The 18,981-nt window shown below is 67.3% G+C and carries 18 protein-coding genes and 1 pseudogene; 8 read left to right on the forward strand and 11 right to left on the reverse strand.

All coding sequences use genetic code 11. The annotated features are described in order from the left end of the window. Positions 1–186 (reverse strand): annotated as a pseudogene (locus SLQ31_RS12545) (hypothetical protein); the annotation flags it as partial. A gap of 287 nt (positions 187–473) precedes the next feature. Between SLQ31_RS12545 and SLQ31_RS12550 the strand changes: the two are divergent. Beyond that, a complete protein-coding gene (locus SLQ31_RS12550) occupies positions 474–1,727 on the forward strand; it encodes a thioester domain-containing protein (RefSeq protein WP_319433105.1) in 1,254 nt (417 codons plus the stop codon). Here the strand turns inward: SLQ31_RS12550 and SLQ31_RS12555 are convergent, their stop codons facing one another. The 3 genes from SLQ31_RS12555 to SLQ31_RS12565 are packed head-to-tail and all read right to left on the reverse strand — an operon-like array spanning position 1,728 to position 4,412. Then, positions 1,728–2,549, reverse strand: coding sequence for an ABC transporter ATP-binding protein (locus SLQ31_RS12555; protein ID WP_319433106.1), 822 nt, complete (start codon positions 2,547–2,549; stop codon positions 1,728–1,730). Then, positions 2,533–3,567, reverse strand: a complete 1,035-nt coding sequence (locus tag SLQ31_RS12560) for an ABC transporter substrate-binding protein (protein ID WP_319433107.1) — start codon at positions 3,565–3,567, stop codon at positions 2,533–2,535. The genes SLQ31_RS12555 and SLQ31_RS12560 overlap by 17 nt, the downstream gene beginning before the upstream one ends. Continuing rightward, a complete protein-coding gene (locus SLQ31_RS12565) occupies positions 3,564–4,412 on the reverse strand; it encodes an ABC transporter permease (protein ID WP_319433109.1) in 849 nt (282 codons plus the stop codon). The genes SLQ31_RS12560 and SLQ31_RS12565 overlap by 4 nt, the downstream gene beginning before the upstream one ends. A 167-nt stretch (positions 4,413–4,579) precedes the next feature. Between SLQ31_RS12565 and SLQ31_RS12570 the strand changes: the two genes are divergently transcribed. Genes SLQ31_RS12570 through SLQ31_RS12580 form a run of 3 tightly spaced genes read left to right on the forward strand, consistent with a single transcriptional unit; the run spans position 4,580 to position 8,183 of the window. Continuing rightward, entirely contained in the window at positions 4,580–5,905 is a 1,326-nt protein-coding gene (locus SLQ31_RS12570; protein ID WP_319434594.1) for a glutamine synthetase family protein, read from the forward strand. After that, entirely contained in the window at positions 5,902–6,918 is a 1,017-nt protein-coding gene (locus SLQ31_RS12575; protein ID WP_319433111.1) for an LLM class flavin-dependent oxidoreductase, read from the forward strand. The genes SLQ31_RS12570 and SLQ31_RS12575 overlap by 4 nt, the downstream gene beginning before the upstream one ends. A 17-nt stretch (positions 6,919–6,935) precedes the next feature. Beyond that, the gene (locus tag SLQ31_RS12580) at positions 6,936–8,183 is read left to right on the forward strand and encodes an acyl-CoA dehydrogenase family protein (RefSeq protein WP_319433112.1); all 1,248 of its coding nucleotides are present in this window, start codon (positions 6,936–6,938) and stop codon (positions 8,181–8,183) included. Here the strand turns inward: SLQ31_RS12580 and SLQ31_RS12585 are convergent, their stop codons facing one another. Continuing rightward, entirely contained in the window at positions 8,184–8,570 is a 387-nt protein-coding gene (locus SLQ31_RS12585; RefSeq protein ID WP_319433114.1) for a DUF2237 domain-containing protein, read from the reverse strand. A 58-nt stretch (positions 8,571–8,628) separates the two neighbouring features. Between SLQ31_RS12585 and SLQ31_RS12590 the strand changes: the two genes are divergently transcribed. Together SLQ31_RS12590 and SLQ31_RS12595 are read left to right on the forward strand one after the other, a co-directional pair. Then, complete coding sequence (locus SLQ31_RS12590; RefSeq protein WP_319433115.1) at positions 8,629–11,343, forward strand: AAA family ATPase; 2,715 nt, start codon at positions 8,629–8,631, stop codon at positions 11,341–11,343. Between the two features lie 112 nt (positions 11,344–11,455). Continuing rightward, positions 11,456–12,685 (forward strand): hypothetical protein, encoded by a 1,230-nt coding sequence (locus tag SLQ31_RS12595; protein WP_319433116.1) that lies wholly within the window; start codon positions 11,456–11,458, stop codon positions 12,683–12,685. Positions 12,686–12,710: 25 nt separating this feature from the next. On the opposite strand, the gene SLQ31_RS12600 is transcribed toward SLQ31_RS12595, so the two are convergent. The 4 genes from SLQ31_RS12600 to SLQ31_RS12615 all read right to left on the reverse strand — a co-directional run bounded on the left by SLQ31_RS12600 (position 12,711) and on the right by SLQ31_RS12615 (position 16,414). Continuing rightward, positions 12,711–13,418 carry a TVP38/TMEM64 family protein gene (locus tag SLQ31_RS12600; protein WP_319433117.1) on the reverse strand — a complete coding sequence of 236 codons (708 nt, stop codon included), beginning with the start codon at positions 13,416–13,418 and terminating at the stop codon, positions 12,711–12,713. Continuing rightward, complete coding sequence (locus SLQ31_RS12605) at positions 13,419–14,228, reverse strand: thioesterase family protein (RefSeq protein WP_319433119.1); 810 nt, start codon at positions 14,226–14,228, stop codon at positions 13,419–13,421. It abuts the gene before it with no gap. Then, entirely contained in the window at positions 14,225–14,731 is a 507-nt protein-coding gene (locus SLQ31_RS12610) for a helix-turn-helix domain-containing protein (RefSeq protein WP_319433121.1), read from the reverse strand. Before SLQ31_RS12610 ends, SLQ31_RS12605 begins: the two co-directional genes overlap by 4 nt. A gap of 75 nt (positions 14,732–14,806) precedes the next feature. Continuing rightward, positions 14,807–16,414 carry a DUF4185 domain-containing protein gene (locus SLQ31_RS12615; protein WP_319433122.1) on the reverse strand — a complete coding sequence of 536 codons (1,608 nt, stop codon included), beginning with the start codon at positions 16,412–16,414 and terminating at the stop codon, positions 14,807–14,809. A gap of 302 nt (positions 16,415–16,716) precedes the next feature. Here SLQ31_RS12615 and SLQ31_RS12620 point away from each other — a divergent pair, with 302 nt between their 5' ends. Then, a complete protein-coding gene (locus SLQ31_RS12620) occupies positions 16,717–16,995 on the forward strand; it encodes a hypothetical protein (RefSeq protein WP_319433123.1) in 279 nt (92 codons plus the stop codon). Here the strand turns inward: SLQ31_RS12620 and SLQ31_RS12625 are convergent. Then, complete coding sequence (locus tag SLQ31_RS12625; RefSeq protein WP_319433125.1) at positions 16,988–17,461, reverse strand: SRPBCC family protein; 474 nt, start codon at positions 17,459–17,461, stop codon at positions 16,988–16,990. The two genes, SLQ31_RS12620 and SLQ31_RS12625, sit on opposite strands and share 8 nt — an antisense overlap. 103 nt (positions 17,462–17,564) lie before the next feature. Between SLQ31_RS12625 and SLQ31_RS12630 the strand changes: the two genes are divergently transcribed. Next, a complete protein-coding gene (locus SLQ31_RS12630) occupies positions 17,565–18,677 on the forward strand; it encodes an aminoglycoside phosphotransferase family protein (protein WP_319434596.1) in 1,113 nt (370 codons plus the stop codon). Positions 18,678–18,679: 2 nt separating this feature from the next. Here the strand turns inward: SLQ31_RS12630 and SLQ31_RS12635 are convergent, their stop codons facing one another. Further along, the gene (locus SLQ31_RS12635) at positions 18,680–18,967 is read right to left on the reverse strand and encodes a hypothetical protein (RefSeq protein WP_319433126.1); all 288 of its coding nucleotides are present in this window, start codon (positions 18,965–18,967) and stop codon (positions 18,680–18,682) included. Between the last annotated feature and the right edge of the window lie 14 nt (positions 18,968–18,981).

Consider the following 18,981-nt stretch of genomic DNA (forward strand, 5'->3'; position numbering starts at 1 on the left):
CACCTGGTCGGGATTGACCACCCGGTTGACGCGGTAAATACCCGCCTCGACCGGCACCCAGCTCAGCAGGTGCAGCAGAAACCGGGGGGTGATCGTCTCCAGCTGGGGGACAGTCTTAGTGGCATTGGCAAGCTGCCGGGCAGCCGCACCACCAAGAGCCTGCGATTCATTCTCGGCCGACGTCATGGGTCCTCCACTTCTTGGGGTCGGCGCCAATCATCGTCGGTATTTCCGCGGCGTGCACAGGGTTGGACGTCAGCGTGATGCGAAGTCGGTTGCGAGTTTGACAGCAGGGTGCCGTATGGTATTGGCATGCAACAGCCCGCATCGCCGCGCCTCGGTTACACGCGCTGCTTTGATGTGCGCTTCTGTTGTTGTTGATTCTTCTGACGCCGTAACTCCCTGCGCTCAGCCCGCCGCCTTCTCGGCGTGATCGCCTGTGCGCTTCGACGTACTCAGAGAGATCAACCCCGATGTCATCCCTGTCTTTGTTTGCACCCGCACCCGCGCACGTTGCTGTCCGAGGTCGGACGCAGCCGGCCCCGGCCAACCTGTCGCGAATGACCCGCTACCGGGGCGGCACCTACTCGCACACCGTCGACACCATCGTGTTCGCCGACGGCACGACGGCGCGTACCGACCTGATCCGCCTCAACCCCAACATCGAGGCGTACTCCCTGGACTTCGCCGGCATCGCGCCCACCAGGCCGTCGCGCTACCGCGCCGATACCTGGGCGGCCGTGCCGCACCTGCGGGCCCGCGCCTACGAGGCCGAAGTCGCCTGGATCCTGCGCAATTCCTACCCGGCCATCTCGACCACGCAGCTCAGCCGTGACCTCAGGGCGGCCGGCTACGCGCTGGGCTCACGCAACATCAGTGAGCACGAGGCGATCGCCGGCACCCAGGCCGCGATTTGGTACCTCACGAACGGGCTGGAACTGGACAATCGGCCGCTGAACATCCCGGCCCGCACCACCGAGCGCGCCGGCGAGGTGCGCGTCGAGTTCGAGGGGGAGCGCCAGCTCGCCGGGTACGCGGCCGATGTCGTGAGCGCCTCGGGCGCGGTGCTGACCCTGCAGAAGTCCCGTGACGGCGAGGTGTGGGACGACGTCGCGGCTTCCCGGGTGACGTTGCCGGCCGGCGGCGGCCGAATCAGCAAGTCGCTGGGCGTCGGCGCCACCGTCGCTCACCACCGCCACGGACGTCCGGGCGGGGGCTATCGGCACTACCGGCTGGTCGTCGAGGGCGATGCCACCCTCACCGACCTGACCTTCCGGCTCGCGGATTCAGGCCTGTACCGCAACGCCGCACCGGTCGTCCACCTCTACGACTACCTGCTCGCCGGTGCCCGCGCGGCGCGGCGGGCGGCGGTCGCCCCGTCATTGGTCGCCTCCGACGCTGTCGTTGAGGCGGGGTTGGTCGGTCCGTTCGAATTGATCACCGCCGATGCCGCCACGGTCACGGTCGGCGAAGGGCACAGTGTCGTCGATTCCGATGGCGCAGTGATCGTCAAACCTGTTGTGCCGCATCAGCAATTCTTTGTACGGGTGGCGTCCGGCGCCGGCACCACCACGCTGACCATTGAGATCCCTGGCGATCCACGGGGTTTCGGTGGGCGAGTGGTGACCGGGGTGGCCCGCGACGAGGTCGCCGACACCTTCACCCCACTGGCACTCGCGGTTCCGGTCCAGCAGGTCGTCGAGTTCGAGATCGAATGGGCCGGTTGATTATGCCGCGGCGGCCTTGACGGCCCTGCTGACTTCCTGGCGCAGCCGCACGTACTCGGCACTGCGGCGTAGTTCGTCGGGGTCGATGCCGGTACGCGGCAGGTCGACCGAGAGGTCAAGGGCGACTTGGCCCGGACGGTGGGTCAACACCACGATGCGTGATCCCAGGAACGCGGCCTCGTCAGCGCTGTGGGTGACGAACACGGTGGTCCGCCCCGACTCCGCACTCACCTCGCGAATGTCTTCTTGCAGGCGCTCTCTGGTGAGTGCGTCCAACGCGGCGAACGGCTCATCGAGCAGCAGCAGGGAGGTCTCCGGCCGCTCGGATGCCAGTGCCCGCGCGATCGCGACGCGCTGCTGCTGACCGCCGCTGATCTCCCAGATCTTGCGGTGGGCAATATCTTCCAACCCGACCCGGTGCAGAAGTTCGTCGCGTCGCGACGCCCGGCGCTCCCGCGGAGTGCCTGCGTACTTCAGCGCCAGTTCTACGTTGCCGCCGACATTGCGCCACGGGAACAGCCGGGGCTGCTGGAACACCACTCCCGCGGTCTGGCCGGGAACCGGTCGCCGGCCCGACACCGTGATCTCGCCGTCGCTGGGTGATTCGAATCCCGCGATCAACCGCAGCAGTGTGCTCTTGCCGCAGCCCGATGCGCCGACCAGGACCAGGAACGAGCCAGGCTCGACATCGAGATCCACCGGTCCCAGCGCCGTCGTCGAGCCGTAGCGGTGCTCGACATGCCGGATCTGGATACCGCCGTCCTTGTGCGCCCCCGATACCGGGGACGCTTCATCGGCAGCTGCCTTACTGGGTGATGACATCGGGCAAGCCCTGGGTATAGATGGCGTCCTGGAATGTCTTGAGCGGGGCGGCCGTCGGGATCTGCTTCTGGTCGGCGAGGAACTGCGACGCGCTCTGCAGGTTGGCCGCGAGATTGCCGGGGCTGCCCTGGCTGCCCAGCCACTGCGGCGAGGCCACCTCTTGCGGCGTCAGGTAGACGCCCTGCTTGAGCTGCCCCTCGACATCGGCTGGCGACAAACCGATTTCGGCGGCGATCGCCTTGGCCGCCGCGGCGGGGTCGCTGTGGATGACCGTCAGTGCCCTGGCCTGCTGCTTGCGCCAGACGTCGACGACCTCGGGGTGGTCCTTGGCGAATGAGTTCGCCACCGCAGCCAGATCGAGGGTCGGCTTGCCGTCCTTGGCCAGCTGGCGGCTGGTGATCAGGTCCTTACCGGTCTTGCGCAGCTGGTCCAGCGTCGGCAGCCAGGTGTAGGCGGCCGCGATGTCACCGCGATCCCAGGCCGCCAGGATCGCCTGCGGCTGCAGGTCGATCAGCTGAACATCGCTGGGCGACAACCCGTTCTGGGCCAGTGCGGCGAGCAGACTGTAGTGCGCGGTCGACGCGAACGGGGTGGCCACCCGCTTGCCCTTCAGGTCGGCAATGGAGTTGATGCCACTGTCGTTACGGGCGACGAGCGCCTCGTTGTCACCGGCGACGTCGAGCACGAACGCGACGCTGTAGGGGATGTTCAACGGGGCCGACAGTCCGCGGGCGACCGGGCTCGAGCCGAGGCTGCCGAAGTCGAGTTCCTTGGCGATGAACGCGGTGTTGACGTCGGCCCCGGAGTCGAACTTGACCCACTTGATGTTGTAGTCGGGCAACGCGTCTTCCAGCCACCGGTTGTTCTTGACGATCAGGTCGCCGCTGGGGAAGGTCTGGTACCCGATGCGCAGCGTCGGCTTGCCCGCCTGCGAATTCGAGTGATCGACCGAGCAGCCGGCCATGCCGATCATGGTGATGGCGGCGGCAGCCACGGCGATGAGCTTCCTCAGGTTCATACCTTTCCTCTCCAAGGGACGGCGCGACGCTCGACTGAGCGGAGCAGACCGTCGATCACGAGCCCCGAGATACCGATCGCGAAGATGCCGACGAGTACGACGGGGGTGTTGTTGTAATTGCTTGCGTCCTTGACCAGGCCGCCGACACCGGGAATGCCGTTGAACAGCTCGGCGGCGACCACCGAGGAGTAGGCCATGCCGACGGCCAGTCGGATACCGGTGAACGTCTCCGGGAGGGCCGAGGGAATCACGATGTCGCGCACCACATCACGGCGCGAGGCGCCCAATGCTCGGGCCGCCTCGACCAGGCTGACCGGCACGGCCACGACGGCCGCGGTGGTGGCCACCGCGGCGGGAGGCAGCGCCGCCAGCGCCAGCAGAGTGACCTTGGGCGCCTCATCGATACCGAGCCAGATGACCAGCAGGAAGAAGTACGCCAGCGGCGGCAACGCCCGCAGGAAGGTCAGCCACGGCTCCAGCACGCTGCGGAACCACGGGATCGAGCCCATTAACAAGCCGAGTACGACGCCGCCGGCAACACCGATCACGACGCCGGCGAACACCCGGCGCAGGGTCATGTACAGGTGCTCCCAGAGCAGGTAGCCGGCGTATCCGCGCACACCGTCATGCGTGGTCGATACGTCGATGAACGCCCGCCACACCGTGCCCGGATAGGGCACGAAGGTCTGGTTCCAGATCCCGCTCGCCGCGGCCAGCTGCCAGACGATGAAGAACACCAGTAGCGAGAGCAGGGGAAGCGCGACGCGGGTCAGCCACCCCGGAAACCTGCTCGCGCCCGGTGGGCGGGTGGCACCGGGAGGCGCAACGTCGACGAATACGGACACCGCAATACCTTTGCCTGGGCGTTAACCGGCTGTGAATGTCTACGCTCAACGAGAATCAAACTCTGCGCAGGTAGTTGCGCTCACGCCGACGCTAAACCTTTTTCTCCCGTCGGCTCGCGGGAGAGAGTGTTGGCCACCCGTCCCTTTTTCTCACGTCCCAGGAGGCCCTGACCGTGACGCAGGTGCATGATGCCGAGTCCGAGCTGCTGGGGCGCCTGCATGACGGCTCGCTGACCGAGATTGAGGTGGCCTGGAGCGACCCCTTCGGCCACGCCGCCGGAAAACGGATCCCCGCAAAGCAATTCATCGACCGTGCCAAGCACGGATTCGGGTTCTGCGAGGCGGCCTTGGGATGGAACACTGACGGTACCGTGATCGACGGCTTGCGGCTGACCAACTGGGACGACGGCTATCCCGACGTCCTCGCGATCCCCGATTTCTCGACGTACAAACCACTGCCGTGGCGGGCCGGTGTCGGCCACGTGATTTCGGACATCGTCCGCCCCGACGGGACGCCGTCGCTGCTCGACCCGCGTGGGGTGCTGCGCCGGGTGATCGCGCGGCTGGGTTCGTTGGGTTTCACCGCAAAGGTGGGCGTCGAGTTCGAGTTCTATCTACTTCAGCCTGACGGCTCACCCATCCAGAACGACATCCACGCCTATTCGTTGGAGAACGCCAACGGGTTGGATCCGTTGATCTCTGACATTCACGACACCCTCGGCGCCTTCACCCGGCTGGAGGGCGTGCAGACCGAGTACGGCCCGGGTCAGGTGGAGACCAACCTGGTGTACACCGACGCGCTGGCCGCCGCCGACGACGGCGCGCGACTGAAGTATGCCGCCAAGCAGGTCGCCCGCAAGCACGGCAAGGTGGCCAGCTTCATGCCCAAGCCGTTCTCCGAGCACTCGGGAAGCTCGGCGCACCTGCATATTTCGCTATGGCGCGGTGACGAACCCGCGTTCGCCCCAGCGGATGGCGAAGAGGGCGAGCTGACTCTGCTCGCCATTGCCGGCCTGCTCGAGCACCTTCCGTCGATCACCTTGTTCGGGGCGCACTCGGTGAACGCCTACCGGCGCTACACACCGGACTCGTTCGCCCCCGACACGGTGAACTGGAGCCGGGACAACCGCAGCGCGGCCATCCGGTCGCTGGTGGAGGAATCGCCGAGTGCGTCTCGCATCGAATTGCGTTCGGGTGCTTCGGATGCCAACCCGTACTGGCTGATCGCGTCGGCGCTGGCCGCGGTGGTTGCGGGCCTGGAGGCCGGCCGTCCGCCGGCGCCCGCCGGAACGGGCAACCTGTATGGCAAGGGCTCACCGCTGCCGGACTCGCTGGGCACCGCGCTGGCGCTGGCCGAACAGGACGACACGATCCTGGAGATCCTCGGCCGGGATTCGGTGCTCGACTTCGTCGCCATCGCCCGCAGCGAATGGCAGGCCTACACCAGTCATGTCAGTGACTGGGAGCGGCACCGCTACCTGACCACGTCATGAGCGGACCACGGTTTGGGGTGTGGGCCCCGGTCTACGGCAACCACGGCGCCCGCCTGCATCCGGACGATCGGCCGGACGCCAGCTACCGGCGCACCCGCGATCTGCTTGTGCGTGCCGAGAGTCTGGGCTATGACGCGACATTGGTCGCCCAGCACGTGATCCATCCCAGCGACACCGAGAACGACGTCCTGGAAACGTGGTCCACCCTTGCCGCACTCGCCGAAGCCACCGAGCGGATCGAGCTGATCGGGGCGATCAAGCCACTGCTGTTCAATCCGCTGGTGTTCGCCAAGGTGGCGGCCAACATCGCCGACATCTCCGGCGGCCGGTTGTCCATCAACGTGGTCAGCGGCTGGTTCCTGCCCGAACTCGAGGCACTGGGTATCGATGCGCTGGCCCACGACGACCGTTACGCCTACACCCAGGAGTGGCTGCAGACCATTCTGGACCTGTGGAGCGGTAAGCATGTCGACATCGCTGGACACGGGGGACAGCAGGCCTTGGTGCGGCCGGTCCCGACGCATGTCCCACCGGTATACGTCGGCGGCGAATCGGAGCCGGGCCGGGCGCTGGGCGCCTCGCACGGCGACGTGTATTTCATCAACGGAAGGCCTCTTGCCGACACCACCGCGCTCATCGAGGACCTGCGGGCCCGGCCGCGCGACCGCGGGCAGCTGCGATTCGGCTTGTCGGCCTTCGTGATTGCGCGCCCCACCGAAGCCGAGGCAAAGGCCGAGGAGGCACACCTGCAGGCGCTGATCGATGCCGAATCGCGGCCCGAGATCTCCAGCGGCACCGACCCGAACACCGCCATGTACAAGGTGCTCGCCAATACGCAACGGGTCGGTTCCAACGGCGGCACACTCGCCGGCCTGGTCGGCAGTTACGAGCAGGTGATCGAGCGGATCGACGCCTTCCACGCGGCCGGGATCGAATTGTTCATGCTGCAGTTCCAGCCGATCGAGTCCGAGCTGGACCGCTTCGCCGACCACATCATCAGCCATTACCGCTGAAAGGCTGTCAAACGCCCATGACCGCACAGACTTCTGAAGCATCCCGGCCGGTGGCGCCGCGTCCGAGGTTCACCAGTGAGCCGCTGGACGGGACGCCGGCCGAGCGTCTGGACCGGCTCACCGCGGTGGTCGAGGACCTGCGCCAGAGCGATGCCGCCGCCGAACGGGACCGGGTGCTGCAGTACGACGCCGTCGAGGCGATCCGCCGCACCGGTGCGCTGACCCTTCGGGTGCCGGCCCGCTACGGCGGCCCAGGTGGCTCGGTGCGTGATGTGCTGACCGCGGTCATCCGGATCGCGCGCGGCAGTTCCAATGTGGCGCAGGCACTTCGGCCGCACTTTGGGTTCGCCGAGCGCCTGCTGAGCAACCGCGCCACCGAAGCCGAGCGCGAGGAATGGTTCCCGCGGGTCAACGCCGGAGTGATCCTTGGCAACGCGATCACCGACGCGAAGGGCAAGTCGCCTGCGGGTGCGGACACCACACTGCTGGCCGACGGCGCCGGCGTGCTGCGGCTCAACGGTTACAAGTTCTATTCCACCGGAACGCTTTTCGCCGACCTGATCGCGGTCTCGGCCAGCGACGCCGAGGGCAGGGACCTGCAGGCGATCGTCCCGGTCGACCGCGCCGGGGTCGAACTGTTCGACGACTGGGAGGGCTTTGGCCAGCGCACCACCGCCAGCGGTGGCACCCGGTTCACCAATGTCGAGGTCCGCCCGCACGAGGTGACCACCGTGTCCGACGGCAAGCACCTGGGCCACAGCACCGCGTTCCTGCAGCTGTATCTGGCCGCGGTGGCCGCCGGTATCGCGGCGGCCGCCCGTGACGACGCCGTCTGGTACGTGCAGAACAAGGCGCGGCCGGCATCGCATTCGCTGTCCGACACCGCCGCCGGTGATCCGTTCACATTGCAGGCGGTCGGCGAGATCGCCGCGAACGCGTCCGCCGCCGAGGCGCTGGTACTCACCGCTGCCGACGCGCTCGACGCGGTGGTGGACTCCGGTCGTACCGGCGATGGCGACGAACTTGCCCGGGTGGCGATCGTCGTCGCCGAAGCGCAGCTGATCGCCGAGAGGCTGACCCTGGCCGCGGCCGAGCGGCTCTTCGACACCGGCGGGGCGTCGGCCACGGCGCGCTCGCTCAACCTCGATCGGCACTGGCGCAACGTCCGCACGGTCGCCACCCACAGTCCGCTGGCCTACAAGGCCCACGCGGCGGGCAACTACGTGGTCAACGGCGCGTGGCCGCCGGCCAACGGCTACTTCTGATCACAGGCTGCCGATGTCGTCGGGCACGTCGACGGCATACTCCTGCAACGTCTCCAGCGGGACAACCTCCAGGGTCCGTTCGTGGGTGCAGGCCAGCACCACCGGCGCGGCATGGCCGTCGGTGTGGGCGCGCAGCCAGTTCAGCGCCGTGACGCACCACCGGTCGCCCGGCGTCAGACCGGGGAACCGGTACTGCGGCATCGGGGTCGCCAAGTCGTTGCCGATCGAGCGCTGGTGCTCGAGGAACTCGGCGGTCACGACCGCACAGATCGTGTGCCGGCCGGCATCCTCCGGGCCCGTCGAACAGCAGCCGTCGCGATAGAAGCCCGTCATCGGCTCGGTTCCGCACGGTTCGAGGGGACCGCCCAGCACGTTGCGATCAGCCATGGCGTCAGTATCCCGTGCTGCGGGAAGCGATGCGGCTCGTCAGCGGTTATTAACGGCAATGGTCAATGTCCTGAGGGGCCGAGATGGCGAACTGACCGCCGTGGCGTCATTGCTGCGGCGGGCCAGTGGCGAGGGCCGAGGCGCGGTGATCTGCCTACGCGGTCAAGCCGGCATCGGGAAGACCGCCCTGGTACAGGCCATCTCCACCCAGGCGGCCGACGCCGGCTTCGCCGTCGGATTCGGCAAGGCCGAGGAACTCCATCAGATCGCGGCGGGTGCGCCGCTGCTGGTTGCGCTGCGTTCGGGGCCGAACCCATTGCTGGACGCCGATGGTTTCGCCGACCTCGCGCCACTGCACCACCAGCCGTTGTGGCTCGTCGACCGCATCGCCTCGCTGCTCGCTGATGTCTCCGCGCGCACACCCGTCCTGATCGTGATCGACGACGTCCAGTGGGCGGACCCGGTAACCCGCTTCGCCCTCGACACATTGCCGAGCAGGCTGACCGGATCCCCGGTGGTGTGGCTGGTCGTGAGCCGCGACGTCGCAGACACCGGGGCCGACACCGTCGACGGCGTCGAACGGCATCGGCTGGTGCTTGGCCCGCTGAGCGACGTCGCCCTCGACGTGCTCGCTCACGACTACCTCGGTGGCCCGGCCGAGGGCGTGACCCGTAGGCGCTTGCATGCCGTGGGCGGTAACCCGTTCCTGGCGGTGCAGCTGCTGACGGGAGCGGCGGCCGCGCGTGCTGCCGGGTTGGCCGCCGACGACATTCCGGCCTCCTTTGCGGCCGCGATCGACGCTCGGCTGCGCTCGCTCGGTGGGCGCACTGGTGAGTTGGTGGAGCTGGCCGCAATCTGGGGCCGGCCGCTGGACCTCTCCGACGCGGCCGAATTGCTCGGCGAATCCGCCATCATGGTGATCGCTGCGTTGCGCAGGGAAGCCCATGCCCGCGGCTTGCTGGGCGACGATCGCGACCACATCGTCTTCGCGCACGACCTGATTCGCGAAGCGGCGTATCAGAATGTGCCCGCGTCGGCGCGCCGTGAGCTGCATCTGCGGTGCGCCAAATATCTGGTGGCGTCGGGCAAGGGCGTGGTGGCCGCCGCGCCGCACGCGCGCGCCGGGGCCAGGTTCGGGGATCTCGAGGTAGTCGAGATTCTTCGCGGTGCCGCCGCCCAGACCTCGCTGACCATGCCGGCGGTGGCCGCGCCGCTGATCGTCGAGGCCTTCTCCTTGCTCGGCCCTGAGCACACGCAGCGATTGGAGATCGGCGAGCAGTGCGCCGAGATCCTGATCCGCGCCCAGCGCGGAAATGACGCCGTCGCCGTCATCGACACGCTGCTCACCGCGACATTCGACACCGATGCCCGGGCTCACCTGCAATCACTTGCTGCCCAAGCACTTTGGTTGACAGGTCAGCTGGGCGAGATTGACCGGCGCCTCGTCGACGCGAGGGCTCGGCCCGCGTTGTCCCCGCGCCTTCACGCCCGTCTTGCGGCGGTCGAGGCGCTGGTGCTCACTCGTGCCGGCACCGCGCAAGAGGCCACTGCGGCCGCCGAGGCGGCGCTGTTGCGGGGACGTGCTCTCGGTGACGAACGCACCCAACTTCTGGCCTTGCAGGCACTGGCCGAGGCGGGCACCGCGGAAGGCAGGCACGCGTCTGCGCGCGGGCACTACCGGGCGCTGCGCGCGCTGGGCGGCACCACGTATCTGGCCGGTGAGATCTTGGCGTTGCAGCAGCTTGATCGCTTCGCCGAAGCCGAAGAGCTGCTGACCCGGGCCGATCAAGGCGAGCACGGGAGTCCCGGCGAGTACGGCCTGCCGTCGCTGGTGTTCGCTCAACTGTTGCAGGACTTCAAGCTTGGACGGCTGGCGGAAGCCGAAGCCGGCGCCCTGACGGTGATCCACCTGTGCGACGAGATCGGCACCTACGTCCACAAATTCGAGGCGTGGCTGATCGCCAGCATCGTGGCGGTCATCCGCGGCGATCTGGCCTTGGCGCGGCAACGGCTGCACTCGGCCGAGGAGGCCGGACCCACCGACGATGCCGTGCGCCAACCGCCGGTGCTGTTGATCAAAGCCCGCATCGCCGGTGCGGAAGGCCGGTTCGAGGAGAGTGTGCGAATCTTCAAGCCGCTGATGGCAGCACTGGCACAGTCCCGGTCGTGGTGGCCGAGGAATCCGGAGCTGCTGCGCGTGCAGGCCGGTATCGCCGTCGCCGCAGGCGACCACGAATTCGCCCGCGAGACAGTCGAACGCGCGAAGCTCGCGGCCGAGCGCAACCCCGGTGTCGCCAGTTTCGAGGGAGTGGCACTGCATGTCGAAGGATTCGTCGCGCGCGACCCGGCCACCCTGCGCAGCGCGGTCAAGATCCTGCGCGAGTCGCCGCGGTCGCTGCTGTTGGCCGGAGCGCTGGCCGACTACGGCGCCCTGCTGGTCGACAAGGGCGACCGGCACACCGGAGTCGCGGTGTTATCGGAGGCACACGACGTTTTCGCCGGGCTCGGTGCGCACCACTACCTCCGCGGTGTCGAACGGAATCTGAGCCGGGCCGGCGCGCCCGCCGACGAGCGGGAGGCCCTGACCAAGGCGGAAGAGCGGGTGGCGCAGCTGGTGAGTGAGGGCCACACCAACCAATCCGTGGCCTCCACACTCGGTGTATCGGTCCACACCGTCAACACCCATCTACGTGCGGTCTTCCGCAAAATGGGGGTTCGGTCGCGGGTGCAGCTCGCCAACGCGATGAGCACCAAGACGTCCCGAGGCCACTGATTCCGTAGCGGCTGCTCGCTGACGATCTCATCAATTCGTGCGATGGTCAGGCAAACTTACCCGGCAGTAGGTTCCGATTGTCAGTACAAACCTCAACATTTCGGGACCCCTCATGCAACGTGTTGTTCGTTCCTCCGTCACGGCTGGCGTGGCGCTCCTCGGTGCCGGCGTCATTGCCGCCTCGCCGATCGCGCCACCGGTGCCTAACCTCCACCTGCCGGCGATCCACTTCGACGCGACGACGCTCGCGGCGGCGGTCAGCCCGATCGACGCCTACAAGGCGGTGTTCCAGGCCGCGGCCGCCAACCTCCAGGCTCTCGCCGACGCAGGCGATCCCGGCGAGGTGATCAAGCAGATCGCCGCCAATCAGGTGGCCAGCCTGACCGACCTTGGGACGGCACTGGGCGCCCTAGGTACCGGTCTGTTCACGGCACTCTCGGCCACCACCCCCGAGCTGTTGAAGACGGTGGTCACGTCGCTTGCCGCGGGCAATGTCGAAGCGGCGACCAACGCCCTGCTCACTGTCCCGCTGGCAGTCGGCCTGCCGCTGATCAACTTCCTGCCTGCCGTCGAGAAGTTCATCACCCAGCCATTCCAGAACCTGCTCAACGTGGCCGGGGTTTTCCGTGATCCACTCCAGGATGGCCTCTACGTCGTCGGCCTACTCGGACCGGTCATCACCGGTCTCAGTGCCACCGGCGCGGCCATGCAGAACGTGATCGATGCAGTGCACGCCGGCGATCCGCAACAAGTCGTGAACGCGCTCCTCACCGGCCCGGCGACGATCATCGGCGGCATACTCAACGGCGGGTTCGGCCCCGACCTGGGCCCGCTGGTCGGCAGTGACTTCCCCGTGCTGGCCGGTGGCCTGTTCAGCCTCGGCGGGTTGGATCTCTCGAACGGCATCGTGCTCAACGTGGGCGGCCCGATCGCAGCCCTGCAGACGCTGGCACACCAGATCGCCAACGCGCTGAAGCCGCCGGCAGCCGTCACCGCGGCAGCGGTCCACACCAAGGCCCTGCCCGCCGCGTCGACGACGACCGAGACGCCGGCGAAGACCGACACCTCGGCGACGACTGACACGCCTGCCAAGGCTGACACGCCTGCCAAGACCGACACGCCTGCCAAGACCGACACACCGGCCAAGGCTGACGATGACGCAACGGCCACGCCGAGTGTTACGCCCGCTGCGGCGGCAAAGCCAGTGCGGCACAAGCCCTCTGCGACCTCCGCGACCTCGGCTGCCAACGACGGCAACGACGGCAACGGCGGTAACGGTGACTCGGCCAGCGGCCCGAAGCACCCGCACAAGGCAGACCACCACAGTCACAAGGCCCACTAGACGCCAGGGGGCAGGGGGTCCCTCCTCACTCAGTGGGGAGGGACCCGCTGTCCCGGCCACGCCGCCATCCGCGATACCCGCGGTGCGCGGCGAATGCCCCGATGATCGCGGTGATGCACCAGACCCCGAGCGCGACGTAGGCCAGCGGTGAGGACAGATCCGAGATCGACGACCCCAGTGCGGTGTAGACGAACGCCCGGGGTGCCGAGCCGATAAAGGCCCCGATCGCCATCTGCCACAACGGCATTCCAAAAGCGCCGAACGCGTAGGACGCCATCGCGTCGGAGATGCCCGGCACGAACCGCTGGCCCACGACCGCCCATAAGCCACGGCGCTGGATCTGGCCGTCGATGCGCGCCGACCAGTCCGGCCCGAGCAGGACCCGTGCACTATCCCGCCCGGCACGCCTGCCGAGCAGCGCGGCGATCAGCGCCGTCGTCACCGCCGAACCCAAAGTCACGAACGTGCCGAGCAGCGGACCGAAGAGCACGCCGCTGCCGGCGGCCAGCAGCGGGCCAGGGACGAACACCGCGGCCAGGAGCGCCGAAACCGCCAGGTAGACCAGGGGAGCCAGCGGCCCGGTCGCGGCCACCGCATCACGAACCTGCCCCACGTCGATCACCCGGGACACCGCTACCAGGTAGAACAGTCCCAGCAGGAACGCGACGAAAAGCCCAAGCCGCAGGATGTGAGGCCACCGGCGGGCTACCGGCGGATCGGCGTTTTCGGCCATTCAGTCTTTGTAGTAGACGATTTGGTGACTGGTGGCCAGTAGCCGCGCGTCGCGACCCCAAATCTGCGCGGTCTGGTCGAAGTAGCCGCGCGCATAGCGTTGGGCGTGCGCAGTGGCCAGGAGGTAATCGGTGCCCTGGGCGGCCAGTTCCGCACCGTCGACATGGAAGTAGGTCGTCAGCGAGATCGTGCCGGCCGGCAGCATTCGCCCGCGGCGCAGAAACACCCTCGGGTAGAACACGTCGCTGAGCGCGGTGAGCGCGGCGAAGTCGAGCGCCCGGGCCGGACGTTGGCGCACCCACAGCGTTGTGGTGGACGACGTACTCTCGGCGGGCTCGGTCGGCAGTCCACCGTCCACATAGCGCATGTCGTAGTTACGCATCCACGGAACGGGCCCGGGAAGCGTTGCGTGCGCCATGGTTTCGGGGTCCGGCGCGGACGGCATCGTGGCCTCGGTGTCGGACCAGGCGTCTCGGCGGACGCCGAAGACGGCGGTCGCGGTGGTGGTCAGCCCGTGCCCTTGGGCCACCTCGGCGGTCCAGTGCTGATTGGACCGGTTGGTCCGCGCCGCGCGCACGGTGACGTCGAAACTGCCGTCGGTGACCGGGGCCAGGTAGTTGACCGTCAATGCGACGGGCTCACCGATCCGCTCGGGGTGCCGCTCGATCGCGCGGATGATCGCCGCGGCCGTCACCCCGCCGAACGGGCCGACCATGTTCGCGTACTCCGGGGTGGTCTGGCCGACGTACTGTCCGATCCCGTTGTCGGCCAGGTCGATTGCGGAATCGAACGAATGCAGGGTGGTGGTCATCGCATCTTCTTTTCGGGGATCGTCTTTCCGGTCTCGGCAAGTCGTGCGCCCGGCCCGGGTCGGGGCTCGGTGTCGTAGGCGGTCAACGGGGTCTGATCGGCGCGACATCGCAGCGTCAGTTCGACGGGATGCCCGCAATCCCGGTGCACGACCTCAACCGGGGGGCCTGCGGAGTCGGCCTCCCATTTGTCGCCCCACTGCATCAACGCGATCACCGCGGGCAGCAGATCGCGGCCCTTCTCGGTCAGCCGGTACTCGTGGCGTTCCCGTTGGCCGGGTTCCTGATACGGGACCTTCCGCAGCACGCCGGCGGCGACGAGGGTGCTGAGCCGGTCGGTCAAGACTTGGCGGGGGCAGCCGATGCGGGTCTGGAACCGCTCGAAGCGCCGCGCGCCGTAGAACGCCTCACGCAGGACAAGAAGTGCCCATTTTTCGCCGACGACGTCCAGTGCCCGCTTGACCGAACAGTTTTCGGTGCTGATCTGGTCGCGGACGGCGGACATGACCGCGAGCCTAGCAGAGTCTGAATTACAGACTTAGATGACCTGTGAACGTCACTCACGACGTTCGAGGTGGGACTAGACCAGCGTGGACTTCAGCGAGGATAGGTCGGTCTTCATCAGGATGACGTTGTAGTCGCCCCAGATCGACATGTTCCAGTACAGGTTGCTGTCGTCGGGATTGCCGTTGTTGTCGACCAACTTTCCGGTGCCCGACCACGGGTGGATCATCGGCGCGTACAGCCCCGGGTACGCCGCGGAGGTCGCCACCGTGATCGGCGTGGACCACTGGCCGTTGGGCTCGTCGGCATAGCGCAGCTTGACGTTGTTATTGCCGTCGCCGTACATCATCACGTACTTGCCCAGGTAATCGTTGTACTGGACGGACATCTCGCTGACATTGCCGCCGGTCTTGGCGCCGAAGAGGCCGCCGAGCATTCCGCCCAACACGTTGGGATTGTTGGCCCAGTCGATGATGGGTCCGAAAAGGCCTGCGGAATGGGTGGAATCGCCGATGATCGGGGTTGCGGCGACGGGCTTGCCGGTCACCCAATCGTTTCCGTTCCAGTACTGGTACTTGGCGAGATTGTCGACGTCGTCGACCCCGACCCGGGACAGGTATGCCGAGCCGGCGCGTCCCGACGGCGTGCCGAATGCGTACAGGTACTGGGTGTCTCCCTCGGCGACCTGGTCGGCGGGCTCAAGGACGTAGGCCGACTGCTGGAAGTTCTGGTTGCCCGGGACGTAGGCCCTCGACGAGCCGAACCAGCTCGCCGACCGGATCGTCGAGGGCAGCAGGGTCCACTTGTCGGTGGCGGCGTCGTACGTCGAGATCGCCGCGTAGTTGGTGGTCCATCGGCCCGGGGTGTCCCAGGACTTGACCGACATGTAGCTGACGTACTGCTGGTTCTTCACCGAGATCGCCGAGGTCGGGATGATCGTCACCTCGGAACCGAAGAACGGGGACAACGCACCCCTGGAACTCGGGATGAACTGGTAGGCGTAACCGGTCGGCAACAGGGTCAGGCCGTTGGACAGGTTCTTGTCGGTGCTGAGCAGCAACACGTTGGAGCGCCAGTCGCCGGTCATGTTCGGCCCGCTGAAGGTGTCGCCGAACGCCAGCTGGATCTTGCCGGTCAGCCCGTTCTCCCACATGACGCCCACGTCGGTGCCGTAGATCCCGAAGCCGGCGGTGTTGTTGGTCTGGGGCCACCGCGTGTTGTTGGCCTGTCCCGTCACCCAGCCGACCGGGGCCGAGCTGATACTGCTCGGCTGAGAAGTCACCACGGCGGCGGCCGGTCTGGTGGCCGCTGCGGGCGCGGTCTCGCGGCGGCCCGATGTCGCCACGGCCGACAGGGCGGCTACGGCGGGGGAGTCCGTGACAGGGGAGTCCGTCTCAGGGGAGTCCGGGGACGGGAGCTTGGTGACCGCCCGCGGCGCCGTGGGCTTCGCGCTGCGCGCGGGGGCCTTGTTCGAGGTTCGTGCCGACGATGCCGCAGGCTTGCTCGACTTCGCCGATGAGCTGTGCGCCGACGAGCTATGCGTCGCTGAGCCCGAGTCACCGGAACCGGAGCTGTCCGCCCAGGCCGCACCGGCACCGGCGAGGATCGCCACGCCTACTCCCAGGCCCACCGCCAAGCCGCCGATCCGACCCACATACGCCGAGGCATTATTCGTCGAACTCATCACTATCTCCCCTTGGTAATGAGCTGACGGTACCCCATCTGGCAAACCTCATGGCTCACTCTGGCCACGAGCCTGCAAACAAATTCCCCGGTCAAACGATTGCGAGAAGCCAGTGCGGCTATACGATCACGGTCCACTGGGCCCGACGTCGGCGAATCGTGACGTGACTGTGATTTCGCCGCGAGGAAACTCCGCTGATTGCCATTTCTGTGAATACCTGGCACGATCTCGTTTGAACAGGCATTCAAGCCTATCTAAGGCCCCCGGCGAGGGCGAGTTCGCCGCTTCTGAAAAGGAACCTCATGACTTCGCCCTCCCTTCGTACCCGTATCGCCGCAGTTGTCGGCGGCGCCGCACTCATCACGATGGCTTCGTTCGTCGCGTCGTGCAGCAAGAGCGAGGACAAGACGCCTCCCTCCACCACGACGACGACCGTCTCAACGACGCCGTCAAGCAGCCCGTCGGCAACGCCCACCGAGAAGGTGCTGAGCCCCACCGATGGCAACAAGTTCTCACCCTCGGTGCTCGCGCCGCCGGCGCCGACCCAGGACGGTGGCAACCACCATCACGGCCTCAACTGATTGAGGTGAGCTCCCGCGCGATCGCGGCGTGATAGCGATCGATGTTGGCGGGGTTGACGATTCGGAAGAATCCGTCGGGCATCGGCGCGTCCTTCGGCGCCTCGATGGTCATCGTTCGGGTGAACAACGTGATGCCCTCGCCGGGCGTCGTGAAGTGGTACTGGACGGTGATCCGCCCGTCCATGCCGCCGTTGCCCTCGCGATCGTGGCCGAGCCGGCCCACCGAGTTGAACACCCACAGTTTGGGCCGCACGGCGATGGCCAGATGCCAGGTGAAGATGCGGTCCCCGTCGGGGCCGCCCTCTTCCCAGGTGTCGCCGATCGCCAGCGGCAGCGTGTCGAGCTTGCCCACGTAGTTGCTTCCGGGATACGTCTTGGTCCAGTTCGCCGGATTGGTGACGAAGTCGTAGAGCGTCTCCGATGACTGGCTGAAGGCCGTCTCCGAGCTCGTGGTCACGATGCCCAATTGCGTTGCCTTTCTTGTCTGCTGTGTGGGCAGTTTACACATTCACACAGATTTGTAACTGTGCGGTAGGCGCTGGCGGTATGGTCCAACGGTGCGTTCGGCTATGCGCTTCGGCGCCCATGTAGGCCGCGGTGTGCGGCGCCTTGCCCTCGACAGTGCATTGGGGGCCACGAGGTCGTTCCCGCGGCGGATCGGAGACCTCACGCCTGAGGCGCTATCGACGATCCTCGGTCGGCGGGTCGATGAGGTGACGCACCTCGACGGTGCGGCAGGAACGTCGAGCCGGGCGCGGCTCGGGCTCAGCGGCGATGGCCTTCCGCCATCGGTGTTCGTGAAGATGTCGGCCGCGGGTGCGGGTATCAGGATGCTGGGCGAGCTGGCCGGTCTGGGGGAGACGGAGGCGCGGTTCTACCGCGAGCTGGCACCCGAACTCGGTGCAGGCGTTCCGCGCTCGTATGGCTCGGCGTTCGACAGCCTGACGGGTCGCTTCGTCGTCGTCCTCGAGGACATGACCACCTCGCCGTGCCAGTTCCCGGACACCCTGCACCCGCTGGCAGGCGATCAGATGGCACAACTCGTCGAAGTCTTGGCCGGACTGCACGCGACGTTCTGGGGTCGATTGCCGCAAAAGCGCGGCGGCGGTGGGCAATTCGGCTGGCTGCTGGCCCCCTCGGACGATCCGGCCAATCTCATGACGCCGTCGGTGATGCGGCTCTCGGCACGCAGACTAGCGGACGTGACCGCGATACCGGTGGGCGCGGGCCGCTACATCTGGGAGAACTTTGCCGCCGCCACCGCTGCGATCGACAGCGGGCCGCACACGGTCTTGCACGGCGACTCTCACCCAGGGAACACCTACTTCCGCGACGGCCGGGCAGGCCTGCTGGACTGGCAGGTCGTCCGGCGCGGCCATCCCGCCCGCGATCTCGCCTACGCGATCGTCCTCGGCACGCCGGTCAGTGACCGGGGAGGTGTCGAACGCGATCTACTCGACGTCTATCGCGGCGCACTGGCCGCCCTCGGCGGCCCGGAGCTGGATCGTGACGAACTGTGGACGCGCTACCGGCAAGCCGTTGTGCACCCGTATGTTTCGGGCTTGGCAACCGCGGGCCTTGGTGGGATGCAGGACGACGGTGTCGCCCTCGAGGGCTTACGGAGAGCGGTGACGGCGCTAGAGGAAATCGATACCGTCGCCGCGCTGCAAGAAGTGCGCTGAGGCTACTTGGAGCAGTTGATCGTGACGTAGGCGATCCCCTGGCTGCCTGCCGACCCCTGGGTGTTGATGTCGGTCACGGTGCACTGCGACAGCCCGCCGTTGGGGACGCCGTTCTCGTACTGCAGCGAGACATCGAAACCCGCGGCGTCGAGGTCACGGATAGTGGCGGCAGCCGACTCCGAGCCAGGCTCGGGGATGCTGGGTGGATCGGCAACGGCCAACGGGGCCAGCACAATCGACGCTCCGATACCAAGCAGCAGCGGTGCGACGTAGCGCAGTTCGAGCGACATCAGGGTCCTTCCTG

The organism is Mycobacterium sp. RTGN5, from assembly GCF_033804465.1.
GTDB lineage: Bacteria > Actinomycetota > Actinomycetes > Mycobacteriales > Mycobacteriaceae > Mycobacterium.

Excerpts from the sequence above, each read along its gene's own strand:
- SLQ31_RS12615 (WP_319433122.1), bottom strand. The coding sequence starts at position 16,414 with ATGAGTTCGACGAATAATGCCTCGGCGTATGTGGGTCGGATCGGCGGC.
- SLQ31_RS12580 (WP_319433112.1), top strand. The coding sequence starts at position 6,936 with ATGACCGCACAGACTTCTGAAGCATCCCGGCCGGTGGCGCCGCGTCCG.
- SLQ31_RS12605 (WP_319433119.1), bottom strand. The coding sequence starts at position 14,228 with ATGACCACCACCCTGCATTCGTTCGATTCCGCAATCGACCTGGCCGAC.
- SLQ31_RS12585 (WP_319433114.1), bottom strand. The coding sequence starts at position 8,570 with ATGGCTGATCGCAACGTGCTGGGCGGTCCCCTCGAACCGTGCGGAACC.
- SLQ31_RS12610 (WP_319433121.1), bottom strand. The coding sequence starts at position 14,731 with ATGTCCGCCGTCCGCGACCAGATCAGCACCGAAAACTGTTCGGTCAAG.
- SLQ31_RS12555 (WP_319433106.1), bottom strand. The coding sequence starts at position 2,549 with ATGTCATCACCCAGTAAGGCAGCTGCCGATGAAGCGTCCCCGGTATCG.
- SLQ31_RS12620 (WP_319433123.1), top strand. The coding sequence starts at position 16,717 with ATGACTTCGCCCTCCCTTCGTACCCGTATCGCCGCAGTTGTCGGCGGC.
- SLQ31_RS12595 (WP_319433116.1), top strand. The coding sequence starts at position 11,456 with ATGCAACGTGTTGTTCGTTCCTCCGTCACGGCTGGCGTGGCGCTCCTC.
- SLQ31_RS12600 (WP_319433117.1), bottom strand. The coding sequence starts at position 13,418 with ATGGCCGAAAACGCCGATCCGCCGGTAGCCCGCCGGTGGCCTCACATC.
- SLQ31_RS12550 (WP_319433105.1), top strand. The coding sequence starts at position 474 with ATGTCATCCCTGTCTTTGTTTGCACCCGCACCCGCGCACGTTGCTGTC.
- SLQ31_RS12630 (WP_319434596.1), top strand. The coding sequence starts at position 17,565 with ATGCGCTTCGGCGCCCATGTAGGCCGCGGTGTGCGGCGCCTTGCCCTC.
- SLQ31_RS12635 (WP_319433126.1), bottom strand. The coding sequence starts at position 18,967 with ATGTCGCTCGAACTGCGCTACGTCGCACCGCTGCTGCTTGGTATCGGA.
- SLQ31_RS12560 (WP_319433107.1), bottom strand. The coding sequence starts at position 3,567 with ATGAACCTGAGGAAGCTCATCGCCGTGGCTGCCGCCGCCATCACCATG.
- SLQ31_RS12590 (WP_319433115.1), top strand. The coding sequence starts at position 8,629 with ATGGTCAATGTCCTGAGGGGCCGAGATGGCGAACTGACCGCCGTGGCG.
- SLQ31_RS12575 (WP_319433111.1), top strand. The coding sequence starts at position 5,902 with ATGAGCGGACCACGGTTTGGGGTGTGGGCCCCGGTCTACGGCAACCAC.